The 14993-nt window shown below is 68.7% G+C and carries 15 protein-coding genes; 5 read left to right on the top strand and 10 right to left on the bottom strand.

Annotation, left to right across the window (positions count from 1 at the left end; translation table 11 throughout):
• The first annotated feature begins 28 nt into the window (after window positions 1–28).
• Window positions 29–367, top strand: a complete 339-nt coding sequence (locus tag G6N19_RS01615; protein WP_013828497.1) for a hemophore-related protein — start codon at window positions 29–31, stop codon at window positions 365–367.
• Between the two features lie 13 nt (window positions 368–380).
• Complete coding sequence (locus G6N19_RS01620; protein WP_083036289.1) at window positions 381–1247, top strand: sulfurtransferase; 867 nt, start codon at window positions 381–383, stop codon at window positions 1245–1247.
• Between the two features lie 8 nt (window positions 1248–1255).
• On the opposite strand, the gene G6N19_RS01625 is transcribed toward G6N19_RS01620, so the two are convergent.
• The 6 genes from G6N19_RS01625 to G6N19_RS01650 all read right to left on the bottom strand — a co-directional run bounded on the left by G6N19_RS01625 (window position 1256) and on the right by G6N19_RS01650 (window position 7437).
• Window positions 1256–2713: a flavin-containing monooxygenase gene (locus tag G6N19_RS01625; RefSeq protein WP_193465650.1), complete on the bottom strand. Its 1458-nt coding sequence runs from the start codon at window positions 2711–2713 to the stop codon at window positions 1256–1258.
• Between the two features lie 29 nt (window positions 2714–2742).
• Window positions 2743–3417: a DUF5642 family protein gene (locus tag G6N19_RS01630; protein ID WP_041317626.1), complete on the bottom strand. Its 675-nt coding sequence runs from the start codon at window positions 3415–3417 to the stop codon at window positions 2743–2745.
• 134 nt (window positions 3418–3551) lie between these two features.
• A complete protein-coding gene (era, locus tag G6N19_RS01635) occupies window positions 3552–4448 on the bottom strand; it encodes a GTPase Era (protein ID WP_013828493.1) in 897 nt (298 codons plus the stop codon).
• Between the two features lie 102 nt (window positions 4449–4550).
• Complete coding sequence (locus G6N19_RS01640) at window positions 4551–5849, bottom strand: hemolysin family protein (RefSeq protein WP_013828492.1); 1299 nt, start codon at window positions 5847–5849, stop codon at window positions 4551–4553.
• Entirely contained in the window at window positions 5846–6382 is a 537-nt protein-coding gene (gene ybeY, locus G6N19_RS01645) for an rRNA maturation RNase YbeY (protein WP_013828491.1), read from the bottom strand. Before ybeY ends, G6N19_RS01640 begins: the two co-directional genes overlap by 4 nt.
• Entirely contained in the window at window positions 6379–7437 is a 1059-nt protein-coding gene (locus G6N19_RS01650; RefSeq protein WP_193465651.1) for a PhoH family protein, read from the bottom strand. The genes ybeY and G6N19_RS01650 overlap by 4 nt, the downstream gene beginning before the upstream one ends.
• A gap of 196 nt (window positions 7438–7633) precedes the next feature.
• Here G6N19_RS01650 and G6N19_RS01655 point away from each other — a divergent pair, with 196 nt between their 5' ends.
• Window positions 7634–8281: a class I SAM-dependent methyltransferase gene (locus G6N19_RS01655; protein WP_083036291.1), complete on the top strand. Its 648-nt coding sequence runs from the start codon at window positions 7634–7636 to the stop codon at window positions 8279–8281.
• On the opposite strand, the gene G6N19_RS01660 is transcribed toward G6N19_RS01655, so the two are convergent.
• Genes G6N19_RS01660 through hrcA form a run of 4 tightly spaced genes read right to left on the bottom strand, consistent with a single transcriptional unit; the run spans window position 8260 to window position 11908 of the window.
• Entirely contained in the window at window positions 8260–8937 is a 678-nt protein-coding gene (locus tag G6N19_RS01660; protein ID WP_041317622.1) for a helix-turn-helix domain-containing protein, read from the bottom strand. The genes G6N19_RS01655 and G6N19_RS01660 overlap by 22 nt on opposite strands.
• Window positions 8938–8941: 4 nt before the next feature.
• A complete protein-coding gene (locus G6N19_RS01665) occupies window positions 8942–9679 on the bottom strand; it encodes a 16S rRNA (uracil(1498)-N(3))-methyltransferase (RefSeq protein WP_013828487.1) in 738 nt (245 codons plus the stop codon).
• Window positions 9680–9682: 3 nt separating this feature from the next.
• A complete protein-coding gene (gene dnaJ, locus G6N19_RS01670; RefSeq protein WP_013828486.1) occupies window positions 9683–10831 on the bottom strand; it encodes a molecular chaperone DnaJ in 1149 nt (382 codons plus the stop codon).
• 33 nt (window positions 10832–10864) lie between these two features.
• The gene (hrcA, locus tag G6N19_RS01675) at window positions 10865–11908 is read right to left on the bottom strand and encodes a heat-inducible transcriptional repressor HrcA (protein ID WP_013828485.1); all 1044 of its coding nucleotides are present in this window, start codon (window positions 11906–11908) and stop codon (window positions 10865–10867) included.
• A gap of 112 nt (window positions 11909–12020) precedes the next feature.
• Between hrcA and G6N19_RS01680 the strand changes: the two genes are divergently transcribed.
• On the top strand, window positions 12021–13433 hold the full coding sequence (locus G6N19_RS01680; protein WP_193465652.1) for a pyridoxal phosphate-dependent decarboxylase family protein: 1413 nt from the start codon (window positions 12021–12023) through the stop codon (window positions 13431–13433).
• A gap of 10 nt (window positions 13434–13443) precedes the next feature.
• On the top strand, window positions 13444–14985 hold the full coding sequence (locus G6N19_RS01685) for a xylulokinase (RefSeq protein WP_013828483.1): 1542 nt from the start codon (window positions 13444–13446) through the stop codon (window positions 14983–14985).
• The last annotated feature ends 8 nt before the right edge of the window (window positions 14986–14993 follow it).

Below are 14993 nucleotides of genomic sequence, written 5' to 3' on the forward strand. Positions count from 1 at the left end.
AAATGCACTGGGGAAAGGCGTCTGCAAAATGGCCGCTCTGTCGTTGACCAGGATCGCTGTCGCAGCCGGCAGTCTGGCTTTGTCGCTGTCTGCTGGAGCCGGGTTCGCGTCCGCGGATCCCGACCTCGGGCCGATCATCAACACCACCTGCAACTACTCGCAGGTGAACGCGGCGCTGAACGCGGAGAACCCCGCGGCCGCCGCGGAGTTCAACGCCTCGCCGATGGCCCAGACCTGGCTGCGGTCCTTCCTGTCCTCGCCGCCGGACAAACGGCAGCGCATCGCCACCCAGATCCAGGCCATGCCCGAGGCCCAGCAGTACATCGGCACCATCACCTCGATCGCCACCTCCTGCAACAACTACTGAGCAGAGCCCAGCGGTGAACCCGCGCGACAAGGTTCTGATCACCGCCACCGAGCTGGCTGAGCTGTTGCGTGCCGGTGATCCGGTGACGATTCTCGACGCCCGCTGGAGCCTGGACGCACCGGACGGACACCAGGCCTACCTGCAGGGTCATCTGCCGGGCGCGGTGTACGTCTCGCTCGAGGACGAATTGTCCGACCGTGCCGTCACCGGCCGGGGCCGCCATCCGCTCCCGACCGGTCGCAACCTCGAGGCCGCCGCGCGCCGGTGGGGGGTGCGGCGCAACACGCCGGTAGTGGTCTACGACGACTGGAACCGGGCCGCGTCCGCACGATTGTGGTGGCTGCTGTCCACCTCCGGGGCGGCCGGAGTGCGCATCCTCGACGGTGGGTTGTCGGCCTGGACGGCGAACGGCGGCGTATTGCAGGCCGGGGAGGTCTCCCCCGAACCGGGCAACGTCACCCTGCTACCCGAGGATCTCTACGACGGGCTTCGACCCACCCTGACCGCTGACGAAGCCGGCGACGGCGCCGGGTCCGGCACGTTGGCGCTGCTGGATGCCCGCGCCCCGGAACGGTTCCGCGGCGACGGGGAACCCGTCGACGCGGTCGCCGGCCACATCCCGGGTGCGAAGAATCTGCCGTTCACCGCGTTGTTGCACGCCGACGGGACTTTCCTGCCAGATGCCGCGGTCGCCCGACTGCTCGCCGACCGCGGTGTGGGAGCCGACGACGCGGTGGGCGCCTACTGCGGATCGGGTATCAGCGCGACGGTGATCGTGGCGGCGCTGGCCGCCGCCGGCCGGTCCGCCGCGATGTTTCCCGGGTCATGGTCGCAGTGGAGTTCGGACCCGTCCCGGCCGGTGGCGCGCGGCGAGGACTGAGCTCCGCCTCAGCTCAGGTGGAAGTCCGCCAGGTCCGGACCGGCCAGCATCGCGTTCATCGTCGCGCGGTCGAACGGCCACAAGTCGACGGCGCCGCCCTCGGTCAGATACCACGAGTTGCAGCCGGTGTTCCAGACCGTCGGGCCCATCGCGGCGGCGACCTCGTCGTTGAACCGTGCCGTCGCCTCCTCGGTGACCTCGACGCTCGCCAACTCTCCGTCCCGGAACTTCTCCAGCCACTGCGCGATGTAACGCGCGGTCAGCTCGGAGGTGTACTGCAACGAGATCGACCCGGTGGGCGAGTTCGGGCCCAATACCGTGAACAGGTTGGGGAAGCCCGGGATCGCGGTCATCCGGTAAGCGCGCGGGCCGGCGGACCACGCGTCGTCGATGCTGAGCCGGTCGCGGCCGAGCAACCGCATCGGGCGCATGTAGTTGTGGGCGTGAAACCCGGTCGCCAGCACGATGACGTCGGTGTCGCGGTGGGCGCCGTCGGCGGTGCGGATCCCGCTCGGGGTGACTTCGGCGATGTCGCCGGTGACGAGGTTGCTGTTGTCGGCGCGGATCGCCCGATAGTAGCTTCCCGACACCACTTGGCGCTTGCACAACGGCTGGTAGTCGGGTGTGAGTTTGGCCCGTAATTCTTTGTCCCGCACTTGAATCCGCAGACATGCTCGGGCATAGGCCTGGACCGCCCGGCGTCGCCAGGACGGGCGGGTGGTGACGTCGGTCAACAGCGCCGACCCGCCGAAGGTCATGAGCCGGTACAGCGCCCGGTGCAGCGTCGGGAACCGCGCCAGCACCGCTGCAGCACCCGGGATTTGCCGCAGCGACGTGGGCGCCCACAGGATCCACTGCGCCGAACGCACGTAGTGGTCGATCGACGCCGCAGCGGGCTGCAGCGCGGACACCACTTGCACACCGGTCGACCCGGTACCGATCACCGCGATCCGCTTCCCGGCCGTGTCGAGTCCGTCGTCCCAGCGGGCGGTGTGCACAACCGGGCCGGCGAAATTCGCCAGCCCCGGGATGTCGGGGGTGAACGGATGGTGCAGCACACCGGTCGCGCAGACCACGAAGTCGGCGACCAGCTGCTCACCGGCGGCGGTGGTGAGGGTCCAATGTCGACGCTCATCCCACTGTGCGGCGGTGACCTCGGTATCGAGCCGGATCAGCGGCGCCAGCCCGAGCCGGTCGACGACATCGCGGTGGTAGCGCTGGATCGCCGTGCCGGTGGCCCAGGCATGCCGCCAGTCGGGTTTCGGCGCGAACCCGAACTGATAGATCTGCGACGGCACGTCACACCGCAGCCCCGGATAGCGATTCCAGTGCCAGACGCCGCCGACGTCGGAACCCTTTTCCAGCACGGTGATGTCGGTGAACCCGCGCTCACGCAGCACATGCGCGGTCGTGATGCCGGCGATGCCCGCACCGATCACGATGACGCGGGGCTCGCGCGCGTTCACCGCCGATCCCGCGCCGACGGCGTGCGCATCTAGCTGCGCAGCGCGGACACCGCGTCGGCCAGCAGCTGGCGCGCCCGATCGGCGTCGACCATGCCCGGCGGCTGACCGCGTACCGCCTGCGGGTTCGCGGTCACCTGCACCAGGGCGCTGCCGAGGTAGGCGGTGAACGTGTAGGACTCGCGGGACTGCTGTTGGCCGTCCTTGCCGGTGATCTCGATCTCGGAGTGCGAGCCCACCGTCTTGGCGTGATCGATCTCGGGCGCATCCGTCTCATCCAGGTAGCCGGTGAGCTTGCCGGCCTGGAAGGAGACGTGCTTGCACCTCTCGGCGGCGGACTCGTCGTAGGGCAGGTCCTGGTCGGCCTGCATGGCGATGGCGACCAGTTGGTTGCCGTTGCCGACGATCGAGACCATCGACATCTTGCCGCGGATGCCCTTGGGCGGGCGACCGCTGCTGGCCGCGTAGTCGGCGCAGTCCGAGGGATCGAACGTCACGCCGGGCGGCATCTTCTGCGGCCCGAGGATCTTGGGATCGATATCGTTGGGACCCTTGGTCTGGGTCTTGTATTCCGAGCCGAACGTCGACTCGACGTTGAACAGCTTGGTGGTATCGATCGGCTTTTGGCCGCCCCCGCAACCGGTCAGTGCTTGCGCGCACATGAGCAGGCCAACAGTGGAGACAACCAGCGACTTGGGTTCCAGCACCCCTGGAATGTACCCAATGGCGCCTGCCGGCGAGGGAATGTGTCCCCGGTCCGGCCACGAGCGGGGACCGTCCGGGGTCTCGCGCCCCGGCCGGCGGAGCTGTCCGCCGGCTCGCGCGGCGGCGTACGCCGGTTCTAAAACCCCAGCCGGCCGAGCTGTTTGGGGTCGCGCTGCCAGTTCTTGGCCACCTTGACCCGCAGATCCAAGAAGACCTTCGTGCCCAACAGCTTTTCGATCTGGGAGCGGGCGGCGGTTCCCACCTCGCGCAGTCGGGAGCCGCCGCGGCCGATCACGATCCCCTTCTGGCTGTCGCGTTCGACGTAGAGCACCGCGTACACCTCGATCAGGTCGTCACGGTCTTCACGCGGGCGGACTTCCTCGATCACCACCGCCAGCGAATGCGGCAGTTCGTCGCGCACCCCCTCCAGGGCGGCTTCCCGGATGAACTCGGCCATCAGGGTCTCTTCGGGCTCGTCGGTCAACTCGCCGTCGGGGTAGAAGGCCGGGCCGACCGGTAGCGCCCCGGCCAGCACGCCGATGAGTACGTCAACCTGCTCGCCGCTGACGGCCGAGACCGGGACGATCTCGGCCTCGGGGGCCAACTCACCGACGGCGACCAGTTGGGCGGCGATCTTATCTCGGGAGGTCTTGTCGATCTTGGTGACAACGACCAGCAGTTTCGTCTTGGGGGCGACAGCGCGGATCTGCTCGATGATCCAGCGGTCCCCCGGGCCGATCGCCTCATCGGCCGGGATGCACAGGCCGATGACGTCGACTTGCGCGTAGGTGTCCTTGACCAACTCGTTGAGCCGCTTGCCCAGCAACGTTCGGGGGCGGTGCAGGCCGGGGGTGTCGACCAGGATGATCTGGAAGTCCTCGCGGTGCACGATGCCGCGGATGGTGTGTCGGGTGGTCTGTGGCCGGTTGGAGGTGATCGCCACCTTCGCGCCGACCAGAGCGTTGGTCAAGGTGGACTTTCCGGTGTTGGGCCGGCCGACGAAACACACGAAGCCGGAATGGAATTCGCTCACGAGCGACCTTTCGCCGAACGTGTACTCAGCGCGAGTTCTCGCGGAGACTTTCGCAATGAGTGCACGCTCTGCGCACTCGCGGCGGGTTGTCCGCCCGGCAGATCACTGCTCAACTGCGGCCTCCTGACCGTCGTGGTCGACCGGGCTGACCAGAACGGTGCTGATCCGCACCCGCCCGCGGCTGTCGCGGCTGCCCTCGGCCCGCAACCGCAGTCCGTGCGACACTACCTCGGAGCCGGGCAGCGCAACCCGGCCCAGTTCCAGCGCCAACAAGCCGCCGACGGTCTCGACGTCGAGGCCGGCGTCGAACTCCATCCCGTAGAGTTCACCGACGTCCTCAATGGGCAGTCGCGCCGAAACCCGGAACCTGTTGGCCCCCAAAGCCTCCACCGGCGCCACTTCGCCTTGGTCGTACTCGTCGGCGATTTCGCCGACGATCTCCTCGAGCACGTCCTCGATGGTGACCAGCCCCGCTATCGCGCCGTATTCGTCGACCAGCAGCGCCATGTGGTAGCGGGCGCGCTGCATGTCATGCAGCAAGGCGTTGAGCGCCTTGGAGTCGGGCATGAACACCGCTGGGCGCATCACCTGCGCCACGGTGGTGTCCCGCCCGCCGTTTGTCGAGTAATAAGTTTGTTGGACAAGGTCTTTCAGGTAGACGACGCCGAGGATGTCGTCGACGTTCTCCCCGATCACCGGGATCCGGGAGTGACCGCTTCGCACCGCCAAAGAGGTGGCTTGGCCGGCTGATTTGTCGTGTTCAATCCAGACCATCTGGGTGCGCGGCACCATCACCTCTCGGGCGGGTGTGTCGGCGAGCTCGAAAACCGACTGGATCATCCGGCGCTCGTCGGCGGCGACCACCCCGCGCTGCTGCGCCATATCGACCACCTCGCGCAACTCGATCTCGGAGGCGAACGGCCCGTTGCGGAATCCCCGGCCCGGGGTCAGCGCGTTACCCAGCAGCACCAGCAGACCGCTGATCGGGGCGAGCAGCACCGAAAGGACTTGCAGCGGAAGCGCTGATGCCAGGGCGATCGAATAGGCGTTCTGCCGCCCCAGGGTGCGGGGCCCCACCCCGATCACGACGAAGCTCACGACCACCATGGCGGCCGCGGCCGCGAACAGTCCCCAGTCCAGCCCGAGCACCGCGTGCAACAGGAACACCAGCAGCGCGGTGGCGGTGATCTCGCAGATGATGCGCAGCAGCACCACCAGGTTGATGTAGCGGGGCCGTTCGGCCATCAGCTTGGCCAGCCACACCGCACCCGGCCGTTTCGCGCGGACCAGTTCGGCGACGCGCGCCACCGAGACGGTGCTGACCGCGGCGTCGATCGCCGCGAACAGCCCGCCCAGACCGATCAGCGCGATCACGCCGACTACCAGCGGTGTTTCGGTCACGGTTCGTCGAAGTACCGGGACTTGTCCAGCAACCGGCGGTCCTTCTCGCTCTGGGTCTGCACCCGGTAGCTCTCCACCTGGTCGGCGACCCACTCCTCAAGCAGCCGGCGCTGCAGCGCGAACATCTCTTTTTCCTCGTCGGGCTCGGCGTGGTCGTAGCCCAGCAGGTGCAGCACGCCGTGCACGGTCAGCAGCGCGAGTTCCTGACCGAGCGAATGCCCAGCCGCCGCGGCCTGTTCGGCGGCGAACTCCGGGCACAGCGCGATGTCGCCGAGCATCGAGGGCCCGGGCTCGGGGGCGTCCGGGCGCCCGCCGGGCTCGAGTTCGTCCATCGGGAAGCTCATCACGTCGGTGGGTCCGGGCAGATCCATCCAGCGCATGTGCAGGTCGGCCATCGCGGCGGTGTCCAGCAGCACCATCGACAATTCGGCGCCGGGGTTGACGTCCATCCTGGCCAGCACGAACTTGGCGACGCTGACCAGTTCGACCTCGGAGACGTCGAGACCGGATTCGTTGGAGACCTCGATGCTCACCGGCGCGACCGGCCCTGAGACGCCCGCCGGGCCGCCCGGTTCATCGTCAGTCCCGGCTGGGATTGTTCGGCTTCATGGCGTGAGTAGGCGTCGATGATCTCGGAGACCAACCGGTGCCGGACGACGTCGGCGCTGCTCAGCTCGGCGACATAGATGTCATCGATGTCGTCGAGAATGTCCACGGCCGCCCGCAGCCCGGATCTCGCGCCGCCGGGCAGGTCGATCTGGGTGACATCGCCGGTGACCACGATCTTCGAGCCGAAGCCGAGCCGGGTCAGAAACATCTTCATCTGCTCGGCGGTGGTGTTCTGTGCCTCGTCGAGGATGATGAACGCGTCGTTCAACGAGCGTCCCCGCATGTAGGCCAGCGGCGCCACCTCGATCACCCCCGAGCTCATCAGCTTGGGGACCAGCTCCGGATCCATCATGTCGTACAGCGCGTCGTAGAGCGGACGCAGATACGGGTCGATCTTCTCGCTCAGGGTGCCGGGCAGAAAACCCAGCCGCTCACCGGCCTCCACCGCCGGACGGGTCAAGATGATCCGGGTGACCTGCTTGGTCTGCAGGGCGTTGACGGCCTTGGCCATCGCCAGGTACGTCTTGCCGGTACCGGCGGGCCCGATGCCGAACACGACGGTGTGGGCGTCGATGGCGTCGACGTAACGCTTCTGATTGAGCGTCTTGGGCCGGATCGTCTTGCCGCGCCGCGACAAGACGTCGAGGGTCAGGACTTCCGCGGGCGAGGCGCTGGCGGCGCCGGCGCCGGTCAGCATGTCGACGCTGTGGCGCACCGTTTCCGGGGTCAGCGCCTGGCCGCCGGCCACGATCGCGATCAGTTCGGAGACGATCCGCTCGGCCAGGGCAACGTCGGCCGGCTCCCCGGAGAAGGTGACGGCGTTGCCGCGTACATGCAGGTCGGCGGCCAGCAGGCGTTCCAGGGCGCGCAGGTTCTCATCTGCGGAACCCAGCAGACCCACGACGAGGTCGGGTGGAATATCGACACTGCTGCGAACCTGCGAGGCCGGCACGGCAGCGGGGGTATCGCGGGGCGTCACGGGGTTTTCGATGCCTGCTTTCTGGTCAGCGCCGGGTATCAGCGGGTCAGCCGGTTGCTGTGAGTCTACCGTCGGCCGCCGTCAGCTCCCAGCGCTTGTACGCGGGCCGGCCTCCCGGCGCTGCCGCAGCGTATCGGCGGTCGGAGCGAGCGATTCGTTCAAGACGCGAACGGTCGCGGCGCGGAGACTCGCGGCCATGAGCGAGAACGCCTTCACTCCTGCCCTGGGCCGACTGGCGCCGGCCCGTTTCTTCGACGCCGTCGTGGCGATGACGCGAGAGCGGCTGTGGCGAGGCCTGACGGTCGAGCACCTGGCGCCACAACCGGACGAGGCGATCCTCGACGTGGGCTGCGGCACCGGGTCGCTGGCGGTGCTGGCCGCCCGGGTGCAGCCGCAGGCTCAGGTGACCGGCTTGGACCCCGACCCCGAGATCCTGGCGGTGGCGCGGGGCAAGGATCCCGGCCGCCGGGTGCGCTGGCTGACCGGGATGGGCGACGCGCTGGTGGAGGCGGTGGGCGCGGAATCGGTGGACGGGGTGATGTCCAGCCTGGTGCTGCACCAGTGCCCGATGGCGATGAAGCGCGCCATATTGGCGTCGATGTTCGCGGTGTTGCGGCCCGGCGGCCGGCTGGTCATCGCCGACTACGGCTTGCAGCGGACCCGGTTGATGCGCACCGCGTTCCGAATCGTCCAGTTGGCCGACGGCAAGATCGACACCCAACCCAACGCCGACGGGGTTCTCCCGGAGCTGATCTCGGCAGCCGGCTTCGCCGAGGTGGCTGAAGCTGAGGTGGTGGCGACCGTCACCGGGTCGATCTCGGTCTATGTCGCCCGGAAACCGTGAGAGCCCAGCGCCTGCAACACGACCGACGGCGTCAGCCCCATCATCTCCCGCATCTGCCGGGTGAAGTGGGCTTGGTCGGAGAACCCGGCCGCCACCGCGGCCTCGGCCATCGGCATACCTGACCGCAATCCCCCGACGGCCCGGCGCAACCGGGACCAAATCCGCCACCGGGTCAGCGGCATGCCCAGCTCTCGTCGCGCCAAGGCACGCAGCCGCTGCGGCGAAACATCCAGCGTCGCCGCCAGTTCCGGCAACGAGATGTGCTCCCTGTCCAGCAGTGCCAGCGCAGCCACCAGTCGGGGGTCGAGCTGATGCGACGGCGCTCGGCACGCGTCGACGATGTCTTGATCACGCAGCTGCGCCAGTTCCGGGGCGATCGCGATGCCGGTCTGGTATCGCTGCCGCAACCGGTCGGCAAACCGGCAGTGCGGGTCGATGTAGTAGGTGACCAGATCGGGCGCGGCGATGATCCGGTGCGGCACCATCGGGGCCACCACCAGCGCGGGGCCCTGATGACGGGTTCCGCAAGGATCCACCAGCGCGACCTCGCCGCATTCGCTCATCACGATTTGGAAGGCGCCGTGACGGTGTATGGGTCCACCGCTGCCTATCGGGCCTCGATACACCGCGTAGCCGTCGCCGATGGCCAGGTCCACCGCCTCACCCCCAGCGCGGCGTCAGCACCCCGAGCGCCCCGAGCGCAACCGCCGCCGCGGTGGAGGTGCGCAGCACCGTCGGACCGAGTCGGGTGACAACAGCGCCGGCATCGGTCAGCGCCGCCAGCTCGGTGTCGGTGATACCGCCTTCCGGGCCGACGATCAGCGCCAACGCCGACGCGGCAGCCACCGCCGGCAACCCCGCGCCGGCCCCGTCGTGCAGCGCCAACACCGTGGTACCGCCGGCCACCCGTTCACGCACCCACGAGACCAGCTCGGCAGTCCCCAGCACGCCCTCCACCGGCGGAATGTGGGCGCGCCGCGATTGCCCGGCCGCCGCCCGGGCAACGGCCCGCCACCGCCGCAGGCCCTTGTCGGCCCGCGCACCGTCCCAGCGGGCGACGCAGCGGTCGGCCTGCCACGCCACGAACCCGTCGGCGCCGGCCTCGGTGGCCAGCTCGATCGCCAGCTCGGACCGTTCGGATTTGGGCAGCGCCTGCACCACCGTGACCGGTGGGGCGGGCGCGTCGACAACCTTGCGCTCGACTACCCGAACCCGCAATCCGGCCCGGTCGGTGTGCTCGACCCGGCATTCGGCCAGCACGCCGACGCCGTCGCCCAGCGTCAGCTGCTCGCCGGGGCGAATCCGGCGCACCGTCGCGGCATGGAACCCGGCGTCACCGTCGATGTCGGCCAGCGCACCCACCTCGGGCAGCGCCTCGACATAGAACAGGCCGGCCAAGTCTCAGCGGCCGCTGAACGTCTCGCGCAGCCGGCTGAACAGTCCGCCGCCGTGCGATGCGTGTGATGTGCGGACTTCGGCGGTCTCGCGTTCCCGGTGCTGTTTGAGCTGCTGCAGCAGCTCGATGTCGTGCTGGTCCAGCCGCTCGGGCACCACCACCTCGACGTGGGCGTGCAGGTCACCGCGCGCGCCGGAACGTAGCTGCGGCATGCCGTGGCCGCGCAACACCAGGGTCGCCCCCGGTTGGGTGCCGGCCGGGATGGTGATGTCGGTCGGGCCGTCGAGGATCGCGTCGACGACCACCGTGGTGCCCAGCGCCGCGTCGACCATCGGCACCGAGAGGTGGCAGTGCAGGTCGTCGCCGTCGCGGGCGAAGATCTCGTGGGGCTGCTCGTGCACCTCGACGTAGAGGTCGCCGGCCGGTCCGCCGCCGGGCCCCACCTCACCCTGAGCGGCCAGCCGGACGCGCATCCCCTCGCCGACACCGGCGGGGATCTTCACACTGATGTCACGGCGGGCCCGCACCCGGCCGTCGCCGGCGCACTGGTGGCACGGGTCCGGGATCACTTCACCAACCCCGCGGCAGGTGGGGCACGGCCGCGACGTCATCACCTGGCCGAGCAGCGAGCGCTGCACGGTCTGCACCTCGCCGCGGCCGTGACAGGTGTCACAGGCCATCGGGCGGGAATCGCCGTGGGTGCCGCGCCCCTGGCAGCGATCGCAGAGCACCGCGGTGTCGACCGTCACCTGCTTGGTCACCCCGGTCGCGCATTCGGTGAGGTCCAGACGCATCCGCAGCAGTGAGTCCGACCCCGGCCGGACCCGGCCGACCGGACCCCGCGAGGTGGTGCCGCCGCCGAAGAAGGCTTCGAACACGTCGCCGAGGCCGCCGAAGCCCGAGTAGCCGCCGAATCCGTTCCCGGCAGCGCCGCCGTTCTCCAGCGGATCGCCGCCGAGGTCGACGATGCGGCGCTTCTCCGGGTCGGACAACACCTCGTAGGCGGCACTGATCTCCTTGAACCTGGCCTGCGCCGCCTCGTCGGGGTTGACGTCGGGATGGTATTTGCGAGCCAGCTTGCGATATGCGCGCTTGAGCTCGGTGTCGCTGACGCCCTTATCGACGCCCAGCAGTCCGTAATAATCGCGTGCCACGACTGACCTTTCCCAACTACTTCCGATCGGAGATTATCGAGCCCCGAGCACTTCACCGATGTACATTGCAACCGCAGCGACACTGGCAATGGTTCCCGGATAATCCATCCGGGTGGGACCCAGTACCCCCATACCTCCGTACACGGTGCCCTGCGAGCCGTAGGCGGTGGACACCACCGAGGCGCCGGCCATCTCCTGCGCCTCGGTCTCGTGACCGATGCGCACCGTGACTTTACCGGCTTCTTGCTGCACCGCGAGCAGCCGCAGCACCACGACCTGCTCCTCGAGTACTTCCAGCACCGACCGCAGCGAATCACCGAAGTCGGCGGCATTGCGAGTCAGGTTGGCGGTACCGCCGAGCAGCAGTCGCTCCTCGCGGTGCTCGACCAGCGATTCCAGCAGCACCGTGGCCGACCGCCCGACCGCGTTGGCCAGGCCGGGCGACAGCCCGCTGCGCCCGTCCAGGTGCCCGGCGAGCTCGGCAACGGCGGTGGAGGCCGCCGAGATCCGCTTGCCGTCCAAGGCCGCGCCGAGCAGTTCGCGCAGCTGGGACAGCTGGTGGTCGTCGATGGCGTCACCGAGTTCGACGATGCGCTGGTCGACCCGGCCGGAGTCGGTGATGACCACCAGCAGCAGCCGCGCCGGGGTCAGCGCGATCACCTCGAGGTGGCGCACCGTGGACACCGACAGCGTCGGGTACTGCACGACGGCCACCTGGCGGGTCAGCTGTGCCAGGGTGCGCACCGCCCGGCGCAGCACGTCGTCCAGGTCGACTCCGGAGTCGAGGAACGACAAGATCGCCCGGCGCTCCGCGCTCGAGAGCGGTTTGACCTCGTCGATGCGGTCGACGAACTCCCGGTAACCCTTCTCGGTGGGCACCCGCCCGGAACTGGTGTGCGGCTGGGCGATGTAGCCTTCGGCCTCCAGCACGGCCATGTCGTTGCGCACCGTCGCCGAGGAGACCCCGAGGTTGTGCCGCTCGACCAGTGCTTTGGACCCGATCGGTTCCTTTGTCGCGACGAAGTCTGCGACGATGGCGCGCAGCACCTCGAAGCGACGATCATCAGCCACACCCATAGGCACTAGATTACTTTCTGGGACGTTTCCCGGCGCGAACGTGCGCGTTTGCACGCCGACACGCCGGGATCCCGGTACATCTGCGCACGCTCGCGCAGAAGAGAGGAACGGCATGTCCGACTTCCCCTACGCCGATCGCTTCACGGTGAACCGCGTGCTACCCGAACGCGGCCGCTCGCGCGAGGAGGTGCTCGCCGAACTGCGGGAGATGGCGCAGGCCGAAGACCCGACCTGGGAGACCGGCAAGGTATCCGGGACCATGTACTGCGGCGACCACGAGCACTACCGCTTCCTCGACGAGGCGTTCGGGCTGTTCGCCCACGTCAACGTGCTGCAGCGTGACATCTGCCCGTCGGCGACCAAGTTCGAGGGCGAGATCATCGCGATGGCCCTGGACCTGATGCACGCCGACGCCGTAAGCGATGGCGAACCGGCCGGCATGGTCACCACCGGCGGCACCGGCAGCATCATCCACGCGCTGCTGGCCTACCGTGAGCACGCCGCCAAGCACCCTAAAAAGCGAAGCGTCGCCCGGCCCAACTTCATCAAGCCCGAGACCGGTCACCCGGCCTTCGACAAGGGCTGTCACCTGTTCGGCATCGAGCTTCGCCGGGCGCCGATTGATCCGCAGACCACGCAGGTCGACGTGGACTGGGTGGCGAACAACATCGACGAGAACACCATCGCGATCATGGGGTCGGCCTGTAACTACGGCTACGGCACCGTCGACCCGATCCCGGAGCTGGGAGAGCTGGCCGTCGACCGCGGGGTGGGCCTGCACGTCGACGCCTGCCTCGGCGGATTCGTGCTGCCGTTCGCCCAGGAGCTGGGCTACGGGGACGCTGTACCCCTTTTCGACTTCCGGGTGCCCGGCGTCACCAGTATCTCGGCGGACAACCACAAGTACGGCTACTCCTTGAAGGGCGCGTCGACCCTGCTTTTCCGCGACAAGGCCTACCGCAACGCGCAGTACTTCTACCTGCCGGACTGGAGCGGCGGAAAATACCATTCACCGGGCATCGAGGGCTCCCGCTCCGGCGGGTTGATCGCCGCCGCGTGGGCCTCGATGGTGCAGCTGGGCCGCGGGGGATACCGCGACTACGCCAAGGCGATCCTGCAGACCGCGTTTGTGATGCAGGACGCGGTGCGCAGCCACCCGGAGCTGATGATCATGGGTTCGCCGACGTTCTGCTTCGCGTTCCGCTCCAACGAGTTCGACATCTACCACGTCGCCGACGCCATGAAGGCAGGCGGCTGGCGGTTCAACGGCCAGCAGTACCCCAACGCGATCCACATGGCGGTCACCCGGCCGCAGACGCAGCCCGGGGTGACCGCGGCGTTCGCCGCCGACCTCGACGACGCGGTGGCGTACGCCAAGCAGAAGACCGCCGCCGGCGAGGCGCCGATCAGCGCCGCGATCTACGGCGGGGTCCCCGGTGGAATGACCGACGAGGCAGCCCAATTCATCGAGGGGTTCATGGAGCGGATGCTCGACACGCAGCAGTCTCTGCCCCCTGTTTCATGACGCGGCTCTCATGACACCGCGCGCCGATCGCGTCGTCCTCGCCGTCGACCTCGGTACCGGCGGACCCAAGGTCGGGTTGGTGGCGCTGGACGGCACCGTGCTGTGGTCGGACCTCATCTCGGTGCCGACCAGCTACGGCCCCGGCGGCGCGGCCACCCAGGACGCCAGGCTGTGGTGGGCGATCATCCGCGACGCCACCCGACGCGGCCTGGCCGACAGCGGCGTGCGCGGCGACCAGGTGGCCGGGGTGTCGATCACCGGGCAGTGGGCCAGCACCGTCCCGGTCGACGCCGACGGCCGCCCGGTCGGTCCGTGCGTGATGTGGATGGACACCCGCGGGGCGCCCCACAGCCGCAAGGTGTTCGGCGGCCCACTGGCCGGCTACCGCCCGCGGGCGTTGCTCAGTTGGCTTCGCCGCAACGGCGGCATCCCGTCGCCCAGCGGCGATGACCCGGTCGGGCACATGCTGCACCTGCAACACGACGACCCGGTGGTCGCCGGCGCGGCCCGCTGGTTCCTGGAGCCGGTGGACTACTTGAGCATGTGCTTCACCGGCCGGGCCGCGGCGTCTCGCGCTTCGATGATGGCCTCGTGGCTCACCGACAACCGCGACCTGGCAGTGCTCGACTACGACGACGTGCTGGTACGACTGGCAGGTGTCGAACGGGCCAAGCTGCCGCCGCTGGTGCCGACCGGCTCGATCATCTCCCGCGTGGCACCGGCGGTCGCTGCCGAACTCGGCATCTCCGCTGCGGCGCAGGTGGTCACCGGCACCCCGGATATGCACAGCGCGGCAGTGGGTTCCGGCGCGGTGCGACCGGGCGAGTTGCACCTGACCATCAGCACCACGTCGTGGATCAGTTGCCCGATGACAGTCAAGAAAACCGATGCGTTTCACCAACTCGCCACGGTGCCGGGCCTGGACCCGGCGAGCTACCTGCTGGTCAACAATCAGGACACCGCCGGCCGGGCGCTGCAATGGTTGCGCGACAACCTGTTCGACGACCTGGATTATCCCGCGCTGACCGCGTTGGCCGCCGGTGCGCCGGCCGGTTCGAACGGGGTGATCTTCACCCCCTGGCTCAAAGGCGAGCACTCCCCCATCGACGATCGCAATGCCCGCGGCGGCTTCCACAATCTGTCACTGGACACCACCCGCGCCGATCTGGTGCGGGCGGTGCTGGAAGGGGTGGCCTACAACAGCCGCTGGCTACTCGACTGCGTCAACCGGTTCACCACCACTACCGGACCCATCCGGATCGTCGGTGGCGGAGCCCGCTCGGAGCTGTGGTGCCAGATCATCGCCGACGTGTGCGGCCGCACCTGCGAACGGGTCGCCGATCCGCTCAACGCGCAGTTGCGCGGTGCGGCCTTGTTCGCCGGTATCGGGATGGGCGAACTCGACCGCGACGAACTACACGACCTGATCCCCCTCGACGGCGTCTTCGAGCCGGACGCGGGCAACCGTGCGGCCTACGACCGGCTCTTCGCCGAATTTCCCCGCCTCTACAAGACGCAGAAGGGTATGTTCGCCCGGCTCAGCCGTTCTTGAGCGCTCCC

Origin of the sequence: Mycobacterium novum, from assembly GCF_010726505.1 — a bacterium.
Classification (GTDB): Bacteria; Actinomycetota; Actinomycetes; order Mycobacteriales; family Mycobacteriaceae; genus Mycobacterium; species Mycobacterium algericum.

Excerpts from the sequence above, each read along its gene's own strand:
- G6N19_RS01615 (WP_013828497.1), top strand. The coding sequence starts at position 29 with ATGGCCGCTCTGTCGTTGACCAGGATCGCTGTCGCAGCCGGCAGTCTG.
- G6N19_RS01655 (WP_083036291.1), top strand. The coding sequence starts at position 7,634 with ATGAGCGAGAACGCCTTCACTCCTGCCCTGGGCCGACTGGCGCCGGCC.
- hrcA (WP_013828485.1), bottom strand. The coding sequence starts at position 11,908 with ATGGGTGTGGCTGATGATCGTCGCTTCGAGGTGCTGCGCGCCATCGTC.
- G6N19_RS01680 (WP_193465652.1), top strand. The coding sequence starts at position 12,021 with ATGTCCGACTTCCCCTACGCCGATCGCTTCACGGTGAACCGCGTGCTA.
- G6N19_RS01685 (WP_013828483.1), top strand. The coding sequence starts at position 13,444 with ATGACACCGCGCGCCGATCGCGTCGTCCTCGCCGTCGACCTCGGTACC.